The organism is Tissierella praeacuta DSM 18095 (assembly GCF_900128955.1).
Taxonomy (GTDB): Bacteria; Bacillota; Clostridia; order Tissierellales; family Tissierellaceae; genus Tissierella; species Tissierella praeacuta.
In genome coordinates, this window is record NZ_FQTY01000013.1 from 1 (window position 1) to 19,597 (window position 19,597).

19 protein-coding genes are annotated in these 19,597 nt (G+C 30.4%); 17 read left to right on the top strand and 2 right to left on the bottom strand.

Annotated features, from left to right (window positions below; translation table 11 throughout):
* Nucleotides 1-258: hypothetical protein (locus tag BUB33_RS11525; RefSeq protein ID WP_084725007.1), on the top strand; the 258-nt coding region annotated here is incomplete at its 5' end.
* 84 nt (nt 259-342) lie between these two features.
* On the opposite strand, the gene BUB33_RS11530 is transcribed toward BUB33_RS11525, so the two are convergent.
* Complete coding sequence (locus BUB33_RS11530; protein ID WP_072976508.1) at nt 343-528, bottom strand: DUF1858 domain-containing protein; 186 nt, start codon at nt 526-528, stop codon at nt 343-345.
* Nucleotides 529-684: 156 nt separating this feature from the next.
* On the opposite strand from BUB33_RS11530, the gene BUB33_RS11535 reads away from it, so the two are divergent.
* From BUB33_RS11535 to BUB33_RS11550, 5 genes are all read left to right on the top strand, one after another.
* On the top strand, nt 685-1,068 hold the full coding sequence (locus BUB33_RS11535; RefSeq protein WP_072976510.1) for a phage holin family protein: 384 nt from the start codon (nt 685-687) through the stop codon (nt 1,066-1,068).
* 288 nt (nt 1,069-1,356) lie between these two features.
* Entirely contained in the window at nt 1,357-1,653 is a 297-nt protein-coding gene (locus BUB33_RS16860; protein WP_333637959.1) for a HesB-like selenoprotein, read from the top strand.
* Between the two features lie 340 nt (nt 1,654-1,993).
* Nucleotides 1,994-3,331: a magnesium transporter gene (gene mgtE / locus BUB33_RS11540; RefSeq protein ID WP_072976512.1), complete on the top strand. Its 1,338-nt coding sequence runs from the start codon at nt 1,994-1,996 to the stop codon at nt 3,329-3,331.
* A gap of 224 nt (nt 3,332-3,555) precedes the next feature.
* Nucleotides 3,556-4,176 carry a nucleoside recognition domain-containing protein gene (locus BUB33_RS11545; protein WP_072976514.1) on the top strand — a complete coding sequence of 207 codons (621 nt, stop codon included), beginning with the start codon at nt 3,556-3,558 and terminating at the stop codon, nt 4,174-4,176.
* Nucleotides 4,177-4,713: a spore maturation protein gene (locus BUB33_RS11550; RefSeq protein ID WP_072976515.1), complete on the top strand. Its 537-nt coding sequence runs from the start codon at nt 4,177-4,179 to the stop codon at nt 4,711-4,713.
* A 151-nt stretch (nt 4,714-4,864) separates the two neighbouring features.
* Here the strand turns inward: BUB33_RS11550 and BUB33_RS11555 are convergent, their stop codons facing one another.
* Nucleotides 4,865-6,667: a heme NO-binding domain-containing protein gene (locus BUB33_RS11555; RefSeq protein ID WP_072976516.1), complete on the bottom strand. Its 1,803-nt coding sequence runs from the start codon at nt 6,665-6,667 to the stop codon at nt 4,865-4,867.
* A 270-nt stretch (nt 6,668-6,937) separates the two neighbouring features.
* Here BUB33_RS11555 and BUB33_RS11560 point away from each other — a divergent pair, with 270 nt between their 5' ends.
* From BUB33_RS11560 to spoIIR, 11 genes are all read left to right on the top strand, one after another.
* Nucleotides 6,938-7,204 carry a Veg family protein gene (locus BUB33_RS11560; RefSeq protein ID WP_327191970.1) on the top strand — a complete coding sequence of 89 codons (267 nt, stop codon included), beginning with the start codon at nt 6,938-6,940 and terminating at the stop codon, nt 7,202-7,204.
* 113 nt (nt 7,205-7,317) lie between these two features.
* Nucleotides 7,318-8,865, top strand: coding sequence for an SPOCS domain-containing protein (locus BUB33_RS11565; protein WP_072976518.1), 1,548 nt, complete (start codon nt 7,318-7,320; stop codon nt 8,863-8,865).
* 71 nt (nt 8,866-8,936) lie between these two features.
* On the top strand, nt 8,937-9,791 hold the full coding sequence (gene ispE, locus BUB33_RS11570; protein WP_084725411.1) for a 4-(cytidine 5'-diphospho)-2-C-methyl-D-erythritol kinase: 855 nt from the start codon (nt 8,937-8,939) through the stop codon (nt 9,789-9,791).
* Between the two features lie 57 nt (nt 9,792-9,848).
* Nucleotides 9,849-10,058 (top strand): CLC_0170 family protein, encoded by a 210-nt coding sequence (locus BUB33_RS11575; protein WP_072976519.1) that lies wholly within the window; start codon nt 9,849-9,851, stop codon nt 10,056-10,058.
* Between the two features lie 10 nt (nt 10,059-10,068).
* Nucleotides 10,069-11,583 (top strand): spore germination protein, encoded by a 1,515-nt coding sequence (locus BUB33_RS11580; RefSeq protein WP_072976520.1) that lies wholly within the window; start codon nt 10,069-10,071, stop codon nt 11,581-11,583.
* The gene (locus BUB33_RS11585; RefSeq protein WP_072976521.1) at nt 11,570-12,664 is read left to right on the top strand and encodes a GerAB/ArcD/ProY family transporter; all 1,095 of its coding nucleotides are present in this window, start codon (nt 11,570-11,572) and stop codon (nt 12,662-12,664) included. The genes BUB33_RS11580 and BUB33_RS11585 overlap by 14 nt, the downstream gene beginning before the upstream one ends.
* Entirely contained in the window at nt 12,661-13,788 is a 1,128-nt protein-coding gene (locus BUB33_RS11590) for a Ger(x)C family spore germination protein (protein ID WP_072976522.1), read from the top strand. Before BUB33_RS11585 ends, BUB33_RS11590 begins: the two co-directional genes overlap by 4 nt.
* Before the next feature lie 149 nt (nt 13,789-13,937).
* Nucleotides 13,938-15,158 (top strand): efflux RND transporter periplasmic adaptor subunit, encoded by a 1,221-nt coding sequence (locus BUB33_RS11595; protein WP_072976524.1) that lies wholly within the window; start codon nt 13,938-13,940, stop codon nt 15,156-15,158.
* Between the two features lie 2 nt (nt 15,159-15,160).
* Nucleotides 15,161-18,268, top strand: a complete 3,108-nt coding sequence (locus BUB33_RS11600) for an efflux RND transporter permease subunit (RefSeq protein ID WP_072976527.1) — start codon at nt 15,161-15,163, stop codon at nt 18,266-18,268.
* Between the two features lie 14 nt (nt 18,269-18,282).
* The gene (locus tag BUB33_RS11605) at nt 18,283-18,864 is read left to right on the top strand and encodes a TetR/AcrR family transcriptional regulator (protein WP_072976529.1); all 582 of its coding nucleotides are present in this window, start codon (nt 18,283-18,285) and stop codon (nt 18,862-18,864) included.
* A 105-nt stretch (nt 18,865-18,969) separates the two neighbouring features.
* The gene (gene spoIIR, locus BUB33_RS11610; protein ID WP_072976531.1) at nt 18,970-19,590 is read left to right on the top strand and encodes a stage II sporulation protein R; all 621 of its coding nucleotides are present in this window, start codon (nt 18,970-18,972) and stop codon (nt 19,588-19,590) included.
* Nucleotides 19,591-19,597: the final 7 nt, after the last annotated feature.

The following is a 19,597-nucleotide window of genomic DNA, read 5'->3' on the forward strand; positions in this document are numbered from 1 at the left end:
ATGAAAACAATTGATGAATGGCTCAGAAGAAGAATTCGAATGATAACATGGAAAAGTTGGAAGAAGGTCAAGACGAAATTTGTTAACCTTAAGAAACTGGGAGTAGCAAGAGAAAAGGCATGGGAATGGGCAAATACAAGAAAAGGCTACTGGCATACGGCCAATAGCTGGATTCTTGCAACAACCCTAACCAATGCTAGGTTTGAAAAACAAGGTTATTTAAGTTTTCTTAAATATTACCTTGAAGTTAAAGTGTAAACTATGAAACCGCCGTATACCGAACGGTACGTACGGTGGTGAGGGAGGTCGGTAAATAAATTAATTATTTACCTCCTACCCGATTTATGCATTTAATGCAGCCATTAATTTATCTAAATCTAAGCCATGTACCATAGCAGCTTCTTCTAAGCTTTCCATTTGACTTGATGGACATCCCACACAACCCATACCAAATCTCATAAGAACTTCTACTGCTTCTGGTTTTTTTCTAATTAGTTCACCAATTAACATATCTTTAGTAATTTCCATATTTTTCAACCTCCTTTTTAATTCTTACTATTATAGTAGCATATCTTTTATTTGCTTTCTAGCATAATTTATCATTTCACAAAATATGAAAATTATTTAATATTTTTTTGTATAAAAAAAATATTATTGGAGATTACTATATCAGGAGGTGAAATAATGGATAATGATAATAGAAATAGAGAACAAAATAAAGGCAGAGATGATGATTTCAACATAGGAGAAATGCTTATAAGAGTTTTGGTAACAGCAATAGTCGTTGCTATAGCAGCATACTTTACTCCAGGATTTACAATAGATGGTATATGGAGTCTATTGTTAGCATCTGTAGTAATTGGAGTATTAGACCATTTAGTACAAAGATTTACTGGTATTAATGCTTCGCCCTTTGGAAGAGGAATAACAGGATTTCTAGTTGCTGCAATCATTCTTTATGTTACCAAATTTATAGTTCCTGGCTTCAATATATCTATATGGGGAGCTATAATAGGTGCTCTAGTAATAGGTATAGTAGATGCTATAATACCAGGGAGAGCAATGTAAGATAATTGACAATTAAAATACTAAGAAAAAAAAGTAAATAATAAACAAAAGATTAAATGACGAAGGTTATTAAAACTGAAATTCTTTTCTATCTTTATTATGGAGACTTATAATCACTATAAAGGTAGAGGGGGGTTTCAGTTTTGATTTTTTTGATTATAAAGTTTAAGATTAGGGTAATCTATAATAACATATATATTTATAGAAAAAACTAATAAATAATTGTTTACAAATACCCTATGAGGGTATATAATATATACAAAGAGAGAATAATTAGGAGGTAATTAAATGATTATAGATTTAACTACAAAAGCTACTGAAGAGTTAACAAAAATAGTTGAGAGTAAAAACACTGAAAAGCCTTTAAGAATTTTTATCGCAGGTTATGGTTGAGGTGGTCCATCATTTGGATTAGCTCTGGATGAGCGTAAAGAAGGCGATGTAGAAACTAGAGTAAATGATTTTACATTTGTATTAGAAGAAGGATTAGAAGAGAGTTTTGGAAAGTTCACAGTAGATTACAGTGATAACTGGCTAAGAAGAGGATTTACAGTAATCCCTGATAGAGCTGCTGGTGGATGTTAGTTAGGAAAAAATGAATAATTTTAAATAAAAAAGATAGGATTCCTATCTTTTTTATTTTCGAGAACATGGAAACTGTGGTATAATAACAATTAACAGAGAACAATTAACAAAAAACAATTAAAACATTAATTAATTTTAATGTTTTAATTGTTAAATAAGCATTGATTAAATATAGTAAATGGTTAATTGTTAAATGTTAATTGCTAATTGTAAAAGAAGGGTTGGTGATGAAAATGGATTCGGGTCCTGTACCCAGTTGTATTAAAAAACAAATTTTTAAAATAATAATGGGAGAACCATTTTTATCACAAAACATGGTTCTCTAAATTGGAGGGAGAACATGGATGAAAGAAAACTTTTAGAATTAATTCAACAAAAAAAGTATATAGAAATTAAAAAAGAACTGTCAGAAATGAATGAAGTAGACGTAGCTGAACTTTTAGACCCATTAGATGCACATATGACATTGTTAATATTCAGGATGCTGCCAAAGGATTTGGCAGTAGAAGTATTTGCACATTTTTCTACTGAACAGCAGCTAGGAATTATAAATTCTGTAACAGATAAAGAATTAGAATATATCATGGATGAATTGTTTTTCGATGACATGATAGATTTAATAGAAGAAATGCCAGCAAACATTGTTAAAAAAGTGCTCAAAGCTACTAAAGAAGATGAAAGAAAATTAATAAATCAATTTTTAAAATATCCTGCAGATTCTGCTGGCAGCATAATGACCATAGAATATGTAGATTTGAGAAAAGGAATTACAGTAAAGGAAGCATTGGAACATATAAAAGAAACTGGGTTAAATAAAGAAACAGTTTATACCTGCTATGTGACAGATGGAAAAAGAACCTTAGAAGGATTTGTTTCCCTAAGAACCCTAGTTACATCTGATGAAGAATTGCTTATAGATGATATAATGGAAGATGAAGTAATTCGTGTAAATACCCATGACGACCAAGAAAGTGTTGCTAATGTATTTAGAAAATATGGTTTTTTAGCATTACCAGTTGTAGACAATGAAAATAGACTTACAGGAATTATTACTGTAGATGATATTATGGATATTATGGAACAGGAAGCAACAGAAGACTTTCAAATAATGGCTGCCATGTCCCCGTCAGAGGATGCATATTTAAATACAGGAGTATTTGCTTTGGCAAGACATAGACTACCTTGGCTATTGATACTTATGGTTTCAGCCACATTTACTGGTAGAATAATGGGTAAGTTTGAAAATGTATTAGCCTCTGTAGTCATACTTAGCACATTTATACCTATGCTTATGGATACAGGTGGAAATTCAGGAAGCCAATCCTCAACTCTAATAATAAGAGGATTAGCTACTGGTGAAATAACTACTCATGATTGGTTGAAGGTATTATGGAAGGAATTAAGAATTAGTCTTATAGTAGGAATTGTTCTATCAGCTATAAACTTTGTAAGACTTATAGTGATTGAGAAAATTGAATTATCCATAGCTATTACTGTTTCTCTAACCTTAATAGTAACTGTTATGACATCAAAGGTTGTTGGAGGTACTTTGCCTTTAGTAGCTAAAAAGCTAAAATTAGATCCAGCTATTATGGCAGGACCATTAATTACAACTATAGTAGATGCTCTAAGTTTGATAGTATATTTTGGTATAGCTACAACCTTATTGGGGCTGTAATAAAGAATAAAGAACAATTAAGAGAATAGGAGAATTAATAGAGTCAAGTTGATTTAACTTGGCTCTTATTATTTTTTGAATATAGACAAGTTTTACAGAATAGGATAATAACAATTAACAAAAAAGAATTTTGTCAATTAACAATTATCAAAGAGCATAGAACAATTAAAACATTAATTTATTTAATGCTTTAAAATTGTTAATTGTTAATGAGGGGTGATTATATGCTCAATCTTATATGGGCAGGTTTAATTATTATTGGGTTTGGAGTTGGAATTCTTACTGGGAACTTAGATAGTGTCACAAATGCAGCCATAAACAATGCTAAATCGGCAGTAGAACTCGCCATGGGTCTTATAGGTGTTATGGCATTATGGTTGGGAATAATGAAAATAGCAGAGGATTCTGGGCTTATAAGATGTATATCCAAAATATTAAAACCAATTATGATAATTTTATTTCCAGAGGTACCAGAGGAACATCCTGCTATGGGAGCTATGATAATGAATATCTCAGCCAATATATTAGGTTTAGGCAATGCTGCTACTCCTTTTGGATTAAGGGCTATGGAGGAATTACAAAGATTAAATAAACATAAGGATACTGCAACTAATGCTATGGTTACTTTTCTTGCTATAAATACTTCATCAGTAACTTTAATACCAGCCTCAACTATTGCTATATTATCAGCAGCAGGTGCATCTAACCCTACGGAAATAATAGGACCCACTATAATAGCAACTACTATATCTACAACTGTAGCTATAATTGCAGCAAGGATACTACAAAAACTTCCTAAATATGAGATGAAAAAAATTAATAAAAAAATAGGGAGGAATTATTAAATGCTCCCTATAATAATGGAAGTTTTATCTAAGTTATCAATTCCTCTTATGCTAGTTGGTATTATATCCTATGGAATGAGTAAAAATATTAATGTTTATGAATCCTTTGTAGAAGGAGCAGCAGATGGGTTTTCCACTGCCATAAGAATAATACCTTCATTTGTAGCCATGCTTGTAGCAATTGGAGTTTTTAGGGAATCAGGAGCCATGGATATTTTAATTAAGATATTTACACCAATTATAAAGGTTTTTAATATACCAGGAGAATTAGTTCCTATGATATTTATGCGACCTTTATCGGGTTCAGGTGCTCAAGGAATATTAAGTGAACTAGCCACAAATTATGGGGCAGAATCCTTATTAGCTCAAACAGCGGCAGTAATGATGGGTTCTAGTGAAACAACATTCTATGTATTGGCAGTATATTTTGGGTCTATATCCATAAAAAAACAAAGACACGCATTGGCAGCAGGGTTAATAGCAGATTTAGCAGGGTTGATTTCAGCAGTTTATATAACGAGATTATTTTTTAATTGACAACTTACAATTGATAATTAAAAAGACCAAGAATTTTCTTCTGGAAGATCCTTGGTCTTGTGTTTTAAATATAAAAATATTATAAATCTTTTAATATTGTCAATTCTCAACTATCAATTGTTGCAATAGGAGAGTTGCTCCTTGTCTCAAATTATACAATATATTTTTCCAATTCTTTACTAAACTCCATACTGACCTTTTTAAATTCATATATACTTTCCGTCATCTTTCTTATTTCTTCTGTATAGGATTGAACATTAGCAGAAACTTCTTGGGACGAAGCAGAATTTTCTTCTGCAATAGCTGCTAAGGATTCTATTCCTTGAGATATAGAATTTATATTATTAGTTTCATTTGTAAGTTCCTTGGTTAATTCAATAATTAATTCTGATACTTGGGCTATGGAATTTACAGAATTACTATTTTCTTCTGCTACAGAATTTAATTTAATATTTTCCTTTTCAAGAATATTAAATTGGTCAGATATATCAAAAACAAATCCATCAATATCTTTAATAAAAGATTCTAGGTTATCATTAATAGTTTTAACAGCTTCCTTAGAACCTTCAGCAAGTTTTCTAATTTCCATTGCAACAACTGTAAAACCTCTACCATATTCTCCAGCTCGTGAAGCTTCTATACTTGCATTTAAAGCTAATAAATTAGTTTGTTCAGCAATTTTTTCTACAGTTTCAACTATATTACGAACTTCAGTTGCTCTATTTTGTAAATCTTGACCTTTAGATTGTACTTGAGAAAACTGTAATAGTACATGATTCAAGCTATCAGATGTAGACTTTAAATCTTCAAATCCTTGGTTTATTTGTGTAACGGCTGATTCTAATTCTTCTTTACCTGCATTTTCTTTTTTTACTACTTCATTTAAAGAAACAATAGAGTCATTTAACTTATATGCCACTTGCTCAGTTTCATCTGCTTGATTTATAGCACCGCCAGCCACCTGCTCTACTACATTGGATATTTCATTTGAAGTAAAGCTCATATTACTGGAAATTTCAGCAAATTTATCAGCAAAAACATTTAATTCATCAGTAGTTCCCTTATATCCTACAAAATCTGCTTTTATAGATTCCTTTAAATTCTTTACCTTTTTATTAATATCTTCAAAGAAATCATTAGTATCTATATCCAATACCATAGATAAATCTTTATCAACAATTTCATCTAGGGAATTATAGATAAATTTAAGAGGTTTAAATAATCCTTTGCTAATTAGAAATGGAACAATTGCTGAAAGAATTAAAGTTCCAAAAAAGGCAGTAGATGAAGATGCAAATTTAGATAACAAAGTTACAGGAAGACCTACTAATAAAAGGGATGCTATAGCAATTTTTCCCTCCATACTCTTTATAAATCCAAAAGATAACAATTTGTTAAATCTAAACTTCCTTTGATAATAAATTTCTTCAGTGAAAGTAATAGCTATCTTTGTAAAATCTTCTGTCTTCTCTAAGGTTTCAACTGTAATATCCTCTTTAAAATATTTGGCAGCACCCTCTAACATACCATGAAAATAAGGAAACATTCCCCTAGAAGAAGAATAAGTCATATGAGCAGTATGTTTATCTATTGGTTTTATTCCTAAGATAGGTGGTTTTGCACCTGGAATTCTCTTTGTAACTACTACATGGATATCATACATAGCTTGAAGAAAAGAGTATAAATTCTTATATCTGAAGAATGCAGGATAAACTTTAGTATAAGTAATTACATTATGATTACCCATAGTTCTCCATACTTCATCGGTCTTTTTTCCCAATTTTTGGGCGATATAATCTAAAATTCCTCTAGCTGCTTTATCATCAATATCTTCTGTTGGAGTAAATATTTTATTGGGACTAATATTAAAATTCTCTAAAGCCTCATTTGTTAAGCTTTCTCCATATAATTCTCTGCAGGTTTGAACCCATGCAGAAACAATAGTACCTTTCACAATTACTTCCTCCCCGTTATATAATTAAATATATTATATCACAAGGGTCGTCAAAAATCCCAAAAAATTACTGTTATATTTTGATATAAACTAACTATGAACAAAAATTAACAAAAATAAATTTAAAATATAATTGACAAATAAACCCATTAATAGTATAATAATTAATTTATTTGACAATATGGAATTTTTGTGATATAATTCATACATAAGTGACACTTCTTCTGCCTCCGACTGTGGGGAGCAACTAATGGAAGGTGGTTTGCTATATTGGAAAAGGATATATTGATCAGAATTCGTAAAGACATCGAGAGGTGTATTGGCAAAAATGTAATACTTCGAGCAAATAAAGGTAGAAAAAAGACTGTGGTTCGAGAAGGAATATTGGAAGCGGCATACCCTAATTTATTTATTGTAAGGATTAGCAATGAATATGATAGCAGTAGAAAGGTATCATATACCTATACAGATGTATTGACGGGAACCGTTGAAGTAACTGTTTGCTCACAAAATCAACATAGTGTAAAAATATCTTAAAAAATAACTGTACAATCATTGTACAGTTATTTTTATGTCTTTATTCATTATTTATGATATTTATGCATATATATCTTCATAGGATGTTATAGGAAATAATTAGGGGGGATATTATGTCTGTTGAATTAATAAAAGATGTTTTGCGGATTGAAGAGCTAAGGGGAAAAGAAAATATCCAGGCCTTGGTAGAAACAGAAATTTATCTAAATCCATCTAAAGCAGATTTGAATAAGGTACTTTGGACAGATGGCACTGTAGAAATACTTAGTACCAAGGTAATAATGGATAGAATAGTAGTATCAGGAGTAGTAAAATTTAAAATAGTTTACAAATCAAAGGAAGAAGAGAATAATATTTATACAATGGATTCTAATGCAGATTTTAGAGAAGAAATAGAGATACCAGGAATAACAGAAACTATGTCCGCAACTATAAGTTCTAATATTGAATATATAGAAGAAGAAATATTAGATGAAAGAAAACTATCTCTAAAGGCATTAGTTAGTTTAGAAGGAAAAGTGGAAGAAGTAAATAATATAGAAATAATCAAAGACATTAATGAAAAAAATAATCTTCAAATATTAAAAGAAACTATTAAATATAAGGAAATCTATGGTAGAGAGACATCCTATGCCATAGTAAAAGAAACCTTCGAAATAGGAGAAGAAAATCCAGCCATAGAAGAAATACTTAAAATGTCAATTCAAGCTTATGAAAATGAAGCTACAGTAGCAGACGATAGGATAATAGTATCTGGGATGGTGAATGCTAAAGTTATATATTATGGAGAAAATAGAATAGATACAGTAGAAGAGGAAATACCTTTCAATCATTTTCTAGAAATTCCAGGTGCAATAGCTGAATCACAAGAAGAACTTATTATTGAAGTAGTAGAAGGAAATTATGAATTATTAGAAAATGAAGCTGGAGAGCTTAAGATTTTATCCTTAGAAGTAAAACTTAGAATATCAGGTATAGCTTTCTCAGAGAATCAGAAAGCCTTAATAGTAGATGCATACTCAACTAAGGAAGAAGTTAATATAGAAAGAGAAGAAATCAATTTAATTGAAAATGTAAAAAGTACAATTCATAAGGAGAATATAGTTAAGGATTTAACTCAATATAAAATAAGGGAGATTTATAATATAATAGGCTCTCCAAGTATTATAGATACTAGAATTCAAGATAATGAACTAATAGTGGAAGGAATTCTTTCTTTAAAAGGAATTTATTTAGACGATATAACAGAAGAAATTAGTACATTTAGAGAAGAAATTCCATATAAATATTACTTGCCCCTAGAAGAAAAGGTTATAGAACCATTAATAGATGTAAGTCTAAATTTGGAAACAATAAAAGTAGATACATCTAAAGACGCTTTTATTGTAGAGGCAGCTATTAAGCATAAGGTGAAAATCAATAGAAATAGAGTATTATCAGTGATCAATTTAATAGAGGAAACAGGAGATATAATAGATAAAAGAAATCGCCCTAGTATAACTATTTATATAGTTCAAAGAGATGATATATTATGGAATATAGCTAAAAGATACAATACAACTGTAGAGGAAATATTGCAGGCAAATGAAAGTTTAAATCCAAATAATATAATGCCTGGAGAGAAAATAATAATTGAAAAAACAGTAGATATATCTTTTTAAAGGAAACTTTATCATACCTTAGGAATTATGATATAATATAAAAGGTAAATTTTCATGAGGGAGAAATTTAAATGAAAGAGATTATAATAAATTCCTATGGTAAAATTAATTTAGGACTGGATGTGTTATATAGGAGGGACGACGGTTATCATGAGATAAATACTATAATGCAGCAAATCAGTCTTAATGATATATTGACTATAAAAGAAATTAAAAAAGATATAGAAATAGAATGTAATAAGGAAGAAGTTCCCCTAGATTCTACAAATTTAGTATATCATGCATGGAAAAAGATGCAGGAAAAGACGGGGATAAACAGAGGAATTAAAGTAAATATATATAAAAGAATTCCTGTGGCAGCAGGACTTGCAGGAGGCAGTGCAAATGCAGCGGCAGTTTTGAAAGGATTAAATGAGCTTTGGGGTTTAAAACTAAGTGAAAAAGAATTAATGGAAATTGGTGTGGAAATTGGTGCAGATGTACCCTATTGTATTATGGGAGGAACAGCATTTGCAGAAGGAATAGGAGAAAAGTTGACAAAGATCAGGTCTTTTAAAGATAAGAATGTATTGCTTATTAATCCAGGGATAGGTATTTCAACTGCTGAAGTTTATAAAAATATTAGACTAAATAAACAATCACATATTGATATAAAAAAAATAATGTCATTTATAGAAGAAGATGATATAAACTCCGTAGCCAAAAGTATAACCAATGTAATGGAAGAAGTAGTTATAGAAAAAACACCTATTATATCTGAAATCAAGAGAGATATGCTAGACTATGGAGCATTAGGTTCTTTAATGAGTGGTAGTGGACCAACGGTTTTCGGATTATTTGAGGATTTAGATAAACTTCAATTTTGTAAGAAAAGCTTAGAAAAAAAATATAATAAGGGCGTAGTTCTTATTGTAAAGACAATTTAATAGAGTGTATATATTACCCATCTTTTGCAAACTATATTAGTTACAGGAGGTGGGATTTTGTTTTCTAAAACATATAAGATATTAAGAGAGTTGACGGATTATTATACTATTTTAATGATAATTGCCATAGGAATATTTACTTTATTAATTGATGGCAAAAGATATAGACAAAAAGGATACATAAGGGAATTACGAATGGTAAAGATTATATCTTATTCATACATAACCATAGGTGGATTATTATATGTATTGCTATTATTAATGTAGGGGTGTAATGATGAAAACTATACTGCTTAAAGATTTAGAAAAAAACGAAGAAATATTTAGAAACTTATTTACCGACTGTGATGATGTTGTCTTTAGAAGAATAGAAATAGGTGATGTTTATAAAGTAAAGCTCACCTTAGTATATATAGATGGCTTAGTAAGCAAAGAATATATTGCAGAACACGGGATTTTTTCCCTATTCATAGAAGAAGAAATAAAAACCTTTTCTCTACAAGGATTTAAGACTCCACTAATAGATATAATTTCAAAGGAGGCATTATCTACTATAGATATAAAAGAAGAATTTCATGTAGATAATATAGTGGATTCCATACTTTCTGGTGATACCATAATCTTAATTGATAAAATTGATAAATGCTTAATATTTGACTCAAAAGGCTGGCCAGCTCGGGGCGTTGAAGAACCACAGACAGAAACCTTAGTTAGAGGTCCAAGGGATGGGTTTGTAGAATCTGTAAAGGCAAATATGACATTAGTAAGAAGAAGGATAAAGGATACCAATTTAAAAATTAAAATGCATACAGTTGGTAGAAGGTCACAAACAAGTGTTGCAGTAATGTATATAGAAGATATTGTTGATAAATCTTTAATTAATGATGTTAATGAAAGGTTAAAATCAGTAGATATAGATGCCATATTAGATAGTTCCATGCTAGAAAATTTAATAGAAGATAATTACCTTTCAGCATTTCCTCAAATAGAGAATACAGAAAGACCTGATTCAGTCGCAGCTGCATTGTATGAAGGACGTGTAGCCATTATAGTAGATAATTCACCCTTTGTACTAATAGTACCTGCTACCATTGGGACATTATTGCAATCAACAGAAGATTATTATACAAGATGGCAAGAAACACAAGGAGTAAGATTTTTAAGATTATTAGCAGTGTTTTTAGCAGTTCTATCTCCTGCACTTTATATATCCATTATTTCATATCATCCAGGACTACTTCCTACAAAATTAACCTATTATTTAGCAGCAAGTAGGATTAATGTGCCTTTTCCAGCAGTTGTAGAAACATTTTTAATGGAGGGCACAATAGAACTAATAAGAGAGTCAGGTACAAGAATTTCTGGACCAATAGGGACAACTGTGGGAATAGTTGGGGGACTTATAATTGGTCAGGCAGCAGTTGAGGCTGGAATAGTAAGTGCTATTTTAATAATTATAGTAGCTACAACTACTATAGCTTCTTTTGCTATCCCTAGTTATGAGTTTGCAGCAGGATTAAGAGTGTGGAGATTTATCCTTATTATTTTAGCATCAGTATTGGGGTTATATGGAGTAATGTTAGGAATTATCCTATTAGGAACTCATTTAATTAAATTAGATAGTTTTGGAGTTCCATTTACATCACCATATTCAGGTTTAGGAGTAGGTTCTGGTGAATTAAAAGACACTTTATTTAAGATACCAATTCAATACCTAAAAGAAAGACCTACATTTACACATCCGAGGAATAAGAGAAGAATGGGGAGAAGTTGGAAAGATGCAAAAAAATAATAAAATATCAAATAAACAGATAAGAGCATTAGTTGTTTCTGCAGTTGTAGGAACAGGAATTTTATCTCTTCCAAATAGAATTTCTTTGATATTAGGAAATGATGGATGGATAGCTATAATTCTTTCAGGTATATTAGTAATAGGAATTACAATAATTATGAATAAATTGTTCTATCTTTATCCTGATAAAGATTTTTTTGAAATAGGTAGAATGGTTTTAGGCAAATGGCTCTTTAATATTTTTCTTGTTTTCTTTCTAATTTATCTAATAGTGAGTATGGCTGCCATTTCTAGAAATATTGCAGAGATTCTAAAGGCATTTCTTTTAGAAAATACTCCAACAGAAATAATAATAATTTCCTTTATACTTGTAACTACTTATCTTTCTAGATCTGAAATTCAAGTAATCGGAAGAGCAGCATATCATATATATCCAGTAGTACTAGGATTTGTAATAATATTAATACTTATATCTTTAACAAGTGTAGACTTTACAAATATGCTTCCACTATTTCAATCAAATATTAGAAATACGCCAAAGAGCATAAGTCTAAGCTTTTTTAGCTATACTGGATTTGAAATATTATTATTTTCAATACCCTTTACAGAAAGAAAAAAAGAAACAATGAAATCTAGTCTTATGGGAGTTGGAATAGTAATAGTTATATATCTAATAATATTTGTGCTTTCTCTATCTCAATATGGATTACAGAGTTTGAGAAGGCAAAGCTTTCCTATACTATCCCTTATAAAAGAAATAGATTTACCTGGATATTTTATTGAAAACCTTGATGGACTTATGGTAGCCATATGGGTAATAGTCATTTTTGGAACTATGGTTCCATTCTATTATTCAGCTGGAAAAATTCTCTCAAACTTATTTAATACAAAAGAACATGGGTTATTTATACTACCACTTACACCACTAATATATATAATATCCTTGATACCTGAAAACATAGTTCAATTAAGTAAACAAATAAGAAAGTTTATAAATTACTTTGGATTTGTATCCATAGTTTTCTTGCCAATTATAATCTATGTTATAGGATTATTTAAATCTAGGGGGTCAGATAGATGAAAAAAAGATTTATATTGGTAATTATTACTATACCACTTATATTGACTACAGGATGTTGGGGAATGATAGAAATAAACCAACGAATATTTCCATATTCAATAGGCGTAGATTTAAATGATAATGAGGGTGAAAAATATATAATAACCATATCTTATCCCAATATAAATGCAATAGGTAAAAATGCAACTCAAGAAGAGAGAATACATATAGTATCAACTGTAGCATCATCTGTTTTTGAGGGTATAGAACAACTGTCTACGAGATTGCCCTATGAAGTTTATTTTAAACATCTAAAAGTAGTAGTCTTTGGACAAGAATTAGCAAAGGATGAATGTATAATTCGAGAAATATTAGATGGAATGAGTAGAGATTTCATTATAAACAAAAAAGTTAGATTATTAATAGCAGAAGGGAAAGCTATGGATTTACTCCTATTTATACCAAAGGCTAAAAGACAAGAGGTAATAGAAGGTACACTGGTAAGTATGCTTAAAGAAAATAAAGGAACATCTAAATTTATACCTCAAAGTTTAACTCAATTTATAAAAGATACTGATATAGGTGGAGTTGGGCTTATGCCTAGAGCTTCAATTCATGAAGAAGATATAAAGATATTTGGTGGAGCAATATTTAAAAACTATACCTATATAGGAGATATAGATGAAATGCAAAACAGAGCTATATCACTAATGCGAGGGAAATTAAAAAGAGATTTAATAGATGCAATATATAATGGAGTTACGGTTTCATATTCAATAGATGGTTCAAAAATAAAAAAACATTTAATAAGAGAAGATGGGAATATAAAAATTAGAATAGATATTGAAATCGAAGGAAATCTGCAAGAGTATATAATACGAGGAAGACCTATGGTAAACGATATGGAAATAATGAATAAAATGGAAAATGCAATAAATGAAGTTTTAGAAAGTGAAGTAAATAGTACGTTAGAAGTATTACAAAAACAATATAAAGCTGATGCAATATATATTGGAGAATATCTATATAAATATCACCCAAAGGTATGGAAAGAGGTAGAAAATGATTGGGATGAGATATTTCCGCAAATTGATATAGATGTAGTAGTAGATTCTAAAATAAGAAGAAGAGGATTAGTACAATAACTTCAATAACTTCAGTTTTTGGTGCCAGGCACCAAAAACTGAAGTTATTGAAAAAAATATTGACATGACAAAGGTACTATAATATAATGAAAAATACTGACTGACCGTTCGGTCGATAAAAATTTAATTGATTTAGGGGGGACACTATAGTGCATAGAAGGTTCAATACAAAAATTATATTAGTTTTCATTCTAGTAGGGATATTAAGTTTAGCATCTGGATGTAATAAGTCTTTAAAATCTAGTGAGACAGTTGAAGAGGAAAATTATATACCAGTTGAAGTAGAAAAGACTAATATCCAAACCATAGCAAATAATCTTAAATTTAATGGTAAGATATTAGCAAATGAAGAAATATCAGTTTTACCAAAGGTTTCTGGTATAGTTTCTAGTGTAAATGTTAAGCTAGGTGATGTAGTAAAAGAAGGCAGTGTACTGTTTGTAGTAGAACAGGATACTTTTCTAAAAAGTCTTGAGCAGGCTAATAATGCCATTGAAATAGCAAATAATGGAGTTTTACAATCTGAAAGCAGTTTAAAGATTGCAAAGGCTAACTATGAATTAAATAAAGAAAAAATAGAAAATGCTAAGTTAAATTTAGAAAGAAGTAAAGAACTTTATGAAGAGGGTATCATACCTAAAAGTCAACTAGAGCAGGCAGAGTTAGCTGCTAGTGATATGAATTTAGAAGCAGCAAAAGGTCAACTAGAACAAGCAGAAACATTGTATCAGCAAGCTTTAAGCCAATTGAAGCAAGCACAGATATCCTATGAGCAAATGGAAGATAATTTCAACAATACAGTTGTTAAAGCACCAATGGATGGAGTTGTCTCCACATTAAATGTAAAGGAAGGTCAAGTTGTTAGTAGTGGACAAATGGCAGCTACCATTGTTGATATGGACAAGGTTTATATAGAAATAAAGGTAGTAGAAGATGTAGTAAATAGATTAAGCATAGATCAAAAAGTAGATTTAAGTATTCCGGCAGCCTTTGATGAAGATATATCTAGTACCATTAGCTATATTAGCCCAACAGCTGATATTGGGAGCAATCTTTATTCTGTAAAGGTATATATAGATAATTCTGATAGAAAAATAAGACCTGGGATGAATGGTAAAGTAAAGTTAAATTTAGATAAAATAGATTCAGTTATAGCAATTAAAAGTAATGCTGTTTTGGATAAGAAAGATGAGAAAATAGTATTTGTAGTAGAAAATGACCAAGCAGTTGAAAGAACTGTTACATTGGGCTTAGATACAGGAGATTATGTTGAAATTAAAGAAGGACTTAAAATAGATGAAGAGGTTATTATAAAAGGGCAGCATTATGTAGAAAATGGACGAAAAGTGAAAGTAGTAAGGGGTGAATAATATTGAATTTATCAAGTTTTGCTGTTAAAAGACCCGTTACTATAACAATGATGGTTTTGGTAGTTGTTATCTTTGGGGCAATCTCATTGGCAGGACTACCAATTGACCTTTATCCGGAAATAGAAATACCTGTGGCAATAGTTTCTACTTCCTATTCAGGGGCTGGTCCTCAGGAAATAGAAAACTTAATTACCAAGCGAATTGAAGGGGCAATTGCTACAGTAGGAAATATTGATACAATTAATTCAATTTCTTCCCAGGGAAGCTCTATTGTAATTGCTCAGTTTAATACTGGTACAAATATGGATTTTGCCACATTAGAAATGAGAGAGAAAGTAGACTTAGTTAAGGGAGCTTTACCAGATGATGCTACACAACCTATGGTAATTAAAATAGACCCAAATTCCATGCCCATTGTACAAATAGCTTTATCTACCAATGGAAGCTTGTCAAGCTTACAGTCATTGGCAGAAGACAATTTCAAACAAAGATTTGAAAGATTAGAAGGAGTGGCTTCTGTTGATATTGGAGGAGGACTTACAGATGAAATTGAGGTATCTGTTGATATAGCTAGATTATCAAGATATGGATTGAGCATAAACCAGTTAAATCAATTACTCAGTGCAGCCAATACTAATCTTCCAGGAGGAGTTGTAGAAAATGGTGAGCAGGATCTTACCATAAGAGTAATAGGAGAGTTTAATTCTATTGATGAAATTAGAGATATGCCAATTACCCTTAATACAGGTTCTATAATTACTCTTAAGGATATAGCTAAAGTAGAATTAAAAAATAAAGATATTACTGGAATCTCTAGAACTAATGGAGAGGACAGTATCAATATTTCCATAAAAAAACAATCAGGTAAAAATACAGTACAGGTGGCAGATTTAGTAAGTAGGGAAGTGGAAAAATTAAAGAAGGATTATCCAGATGTTAAAATTAATATAGTAATAGACACCTCTACTATTATAAGGGACTCTATTAATAATGTTATAGATAATGTTATTGTAGGTTCTATATTCGCCATTGCAGTTTTATATATTTTCCTAAAGAATATAAGATCCACTTTGATAGTAGGAGTATCTATACCTATTTCATTAATCGCTTCATTTATATTATTATATTTTAATAAGATTACATTAAATATGATGACCTTAGGTGGATTGGCATTAGCAGTAGGTATGTTAGTAGATAGTGCCATTGTAGTGCTGGAAAATATTTATAGATATAGAGTAGAAGGATACTCTAAAAAAGAAGCTGCCATAAAAGGAGCTAAAGAGGTTGGCTTGTCAATTATGGCTTCAACCCTTACAACCATAGCAGTATTCCTACCAATAGTATTTGTAGATGGAATGGTTGGTATTTTATTTAAAGATTTTGCCATGACAGTTACTTTATCACTTACAGCTTCCTTAGTAGTAGCCTTAACTTTTATTCCCATGTTATCCTCTAAGATTTTAACAATTGATGATACTGAAGGGAAGAAGAAAAGATTAGATTTCATTTATAAGGCATTTGATAACTTATTTGAAAAAATAGAAAATAAATATAAATCCTTATTAGAATTAGGACTTAAACGTAGAAAGACTACAATTGCTATTTCGGTAATAGTTTTTGTTCTAAGTGTAGTAAGTTTAGCAGGTGTAGGAATGGAATTTTTCCCTGTAACAGATGAGGGAAGTATGACAATAAATATAAGTTTACCCTTAGGTTCAAATATTTATCAGGTTGATGAAATAACGAAAATTGTAGAAGAAAAAATTACAGAAATACCTGAAATAGATGTAATATTTGCCAATGTAACTTCAGGTGGTTTTGGAAGCCATAGCATTAATACTGGAAATAGTGGCTCTATTTCTGTAAATTTAGTTAAATTAAGGGAAAGAAAGAGAAGTACAAAGGAAGTTGCAGAGGAAGTAAGAAAAATCACAAAAGATATACCAGGAGCTGAAATAACAGTAACAGAATCTTCAAATATGGGAATGGCTGGTTCTTCTGCTCCAGTTAGTATAAGTATAAAAGGTGATGAGCTAGAAGTTCTTGAAAAAATATCCAATGATTTCAAAGATATAATTGAATCCGTAGAAGGAACTCGAGATGTAAAAACAAGTTTAAGCGATGCAGTACCAGAAGTAGAAATTCAAGTAAATAAGGAAAATGCAGCAATATATGGATTAACTACTTCTCAAATAGCTTCTGCTATTAGGGGAGGGGCATCTGGAACCATAGTTGCTAAATATAAAGATGAGGGAGATGAATTGGATATAGTAGTGAGGGCAACAGAGGATATTACAGAGAGCTTATCTAATCTTGGACAATTGGATATTACCACTCCAAGTGGAATTAATATACCTATATCTCAAGTAGCTGATATATCCATAGTAAAAGGCCCTATCCAAATAAATCGTGAAGATCAAGAAAGAGTGGTTACAGTTACCAGCCAAATAACTGGCAGAGATTTGAGAAGCATTAGTTTAGATATAGAAAAGGAGATAAAGAATTATGAATTTCCATCAGGCTATAGTTATAAAATAGGTGGAGAGAACGAGCAGATGATTGATGCCTTTAAGCAACTTTTATTAGCATTAATTTTAGCAATAATTCTAATCTATATGGTAATGGCAGCACAATTTGAATCCTTAATTAATCCATTTATCATTATGTTTACCATACCTTTGGCATTTGGTGGAGGACTTTTAGGTCTTTTTATAACAAGAAAATCCTTTGGTGTAACAGCCTTTATAGGTATTATCATGTTAGCAGGTATTGTAGTTAATAATGGTATTGTACTAATCGACTATATAAATACCTTGCGTCAAGAAGGTAAAGAAAGGTTTGAAGCCATTACTACTGCAGGACCTATTAGGCTAAGACCTATACTAATGACAACATTGACAACAATTTTAGGTCTTGTACCTTTAGCCTTAGGAATAGGCGAGGGAGCAGAAATGCAAGCACCAATGGCAGTAGTAGTTATAAGTGGATTGACATTATCTACGGTTTTAACATTAGTATTTGTTCCAGTCTTATATACAGTATTTGATGATTTTTCTATTAAAATGAAATCAAGGATAAAAAGACTAAGGAAAAGCAATTCTAATGTATAAAAAGAGGTGAGGACTTGAGTGAACTAAAAGAGAAGAGAAGAACTGAAATTATTGAAGCATCAATGAAAGTATTTAGTGAATGTGGGTTTTATCATGGGAAGGTTGAAGATATTGCCAAGGAAGCGGGAATTGGTAAAGGTACAGTTTATGAATACTTTGGCAGTAAAAAAGAGATATTTCAAGAAATGCTAATGTACATGATGGAAGCATATATTGAAGGAGCAAAGGGAACTGTCCTAAGAGAAGAAGGTATAAGGAATCGGCTAATAGCAATACTTAACTATCATTCAAGATTTATTGATATCCATGCTCATTTAATAGAAAGAACCTTTTTTCATTTTGAAAATATTTTAAAAGAAGTTAAACAATATATTCAAGAAATGAATAAGCAAATATTTGATTTTACCCTACAAATTATTACAGAGGGAATTGAAACTGGCGAACTAGGTGATATAGATAATAAGACGGCTACTATTATATTTCTGGGACTTATGAATAGCAGTCATCTTAAAACAGTAATTGCCAATGATGGCTCTCTAGATAATATAGGAAATGAAGATATAGTAGATATGATACTCAAAGGATTAGGTAAATAATTTATAAAAAATGCTGCAGTTTTTACTGGAGCATTTTTATGTATAAAAATAAGAATATGGGCAAAACTATTATTAGTAGGACAAGTATAAAAGGGAGGAAAGAAAATGAAATATAAAAAGTTAGTACTGATATTATCCATATTTATTTTTAGTTTTGTCTATATAATCTGTCCATTTATAGAAAAAAAGGTAAAGAAAAGCTTTGAAGATGAAATCATTAGATTCCATATAAGAGCTAATAGTGACAAAGAAGAAGACCAGGCACTAAAGCTCAAAATAAGAGATGAAATATTAAAGGAAATGAAAGAAAAATTCAAATACACAAAAACATTAGAAGAAAGCCGAGAAGTAATAAGGGAAAATATGAAGGAAATGAAAGATATAACAGAAAGAGTAATCCAAAAAGAAGGAAAAGACTATGATGTAGCTATAACCCTAGACCAAGATAATTTTCCTACAAGAAAATATGGGAATTTAGTATTACCATCAGGAGAATATGAAACATTACTTATTACATTGGGAGAAGGGAAAGGACAAAATTGGTGGTGTATAATGTTTCCTCCACTTTGTTTTGTAGATATTACCCATTCAGTGGCTTACAATGTAGAAAAAGAATTAGATACAAAAATAGAAGAACCACAGTTAAAATTAAAGTGGAAAACTGCTGAACTTATAAAAAAAAACAAAAAAATAAAAACAAAAATAAAAAGCAAAAAAATAAAATAACTTTAAA

Coding starts and splice junctions, on each gene's coding strand:
- BUB33_RS11530 (WP_072976508.1), bottom strand. CDS start 528: ATGGAAATTACTAAAGATATGTTAATTGGTGAACTAATTAGAAAAAAA.
- BUB33_RS11535 (WP_072976510.1), top strand. CDS start 685: ATGGATAATGATAATAGAAATAGAGAACAAAATAAAGGCAGAGATGAT.
- mgtE (WP_072976512.1), top strand. CDS start 1,994: ATGGATGAAAGAAAACTTTTAGAATTAATTCAACAAAAAAAGTATATA.
- BUB33_RS11545 (WP_072976514.1), top strand. CDS start 3,556: ATGCTCAATCTTATATGGGCAGGTTTAATTATTATTGGGTTTGGAGTT.
- BUB33_RS11550 (WP_072976515.1), top strand. CDS start 4,177: ATGCTCCCTATAATAATGGAAGTTTTATCTAAGTTATCAATTCCTCTT.
- BUB33_RS11565 (WP_072976518.1), top strand. CDS start 7,318: ATGTCTGTTGAATTAATAAAAGATGTTTTGCGGATTGAAGAGCTAAGG.
- ispE (WP_084725411.1), top strand. CDS start 8,937: ATGAAAGAGATTATAATAAATTCCTATGGTAAAATTAATTTAGGACTG.
- BUB33_RS11580 (WP_072976520.1), top strand. CDS start 10,069: ATGAAAACTATACTGCTTAAAGATTTAGAAAAAAACGAAGAAATATTT.
- BUB33_RS11585 (WP_072976521.1), top strand. CDS start 11,570: ATGCAAAAAAATAATAAAATATCAAATAAACAGATAAGAGCATTAGTT.
- BUB33_RS11590 (WP_072976522.1), top strand. CDS start 12,661: ATGAAAAAAAGATTTATATTGGTAATTATTACTATACCACTTATATTG.
- spoIIR (WP_072976531.1), top strand. CDS start 18,970: ATGAAATATAAAAAGTTAGTACTGATATTATCCATATTTATTTTTAGT.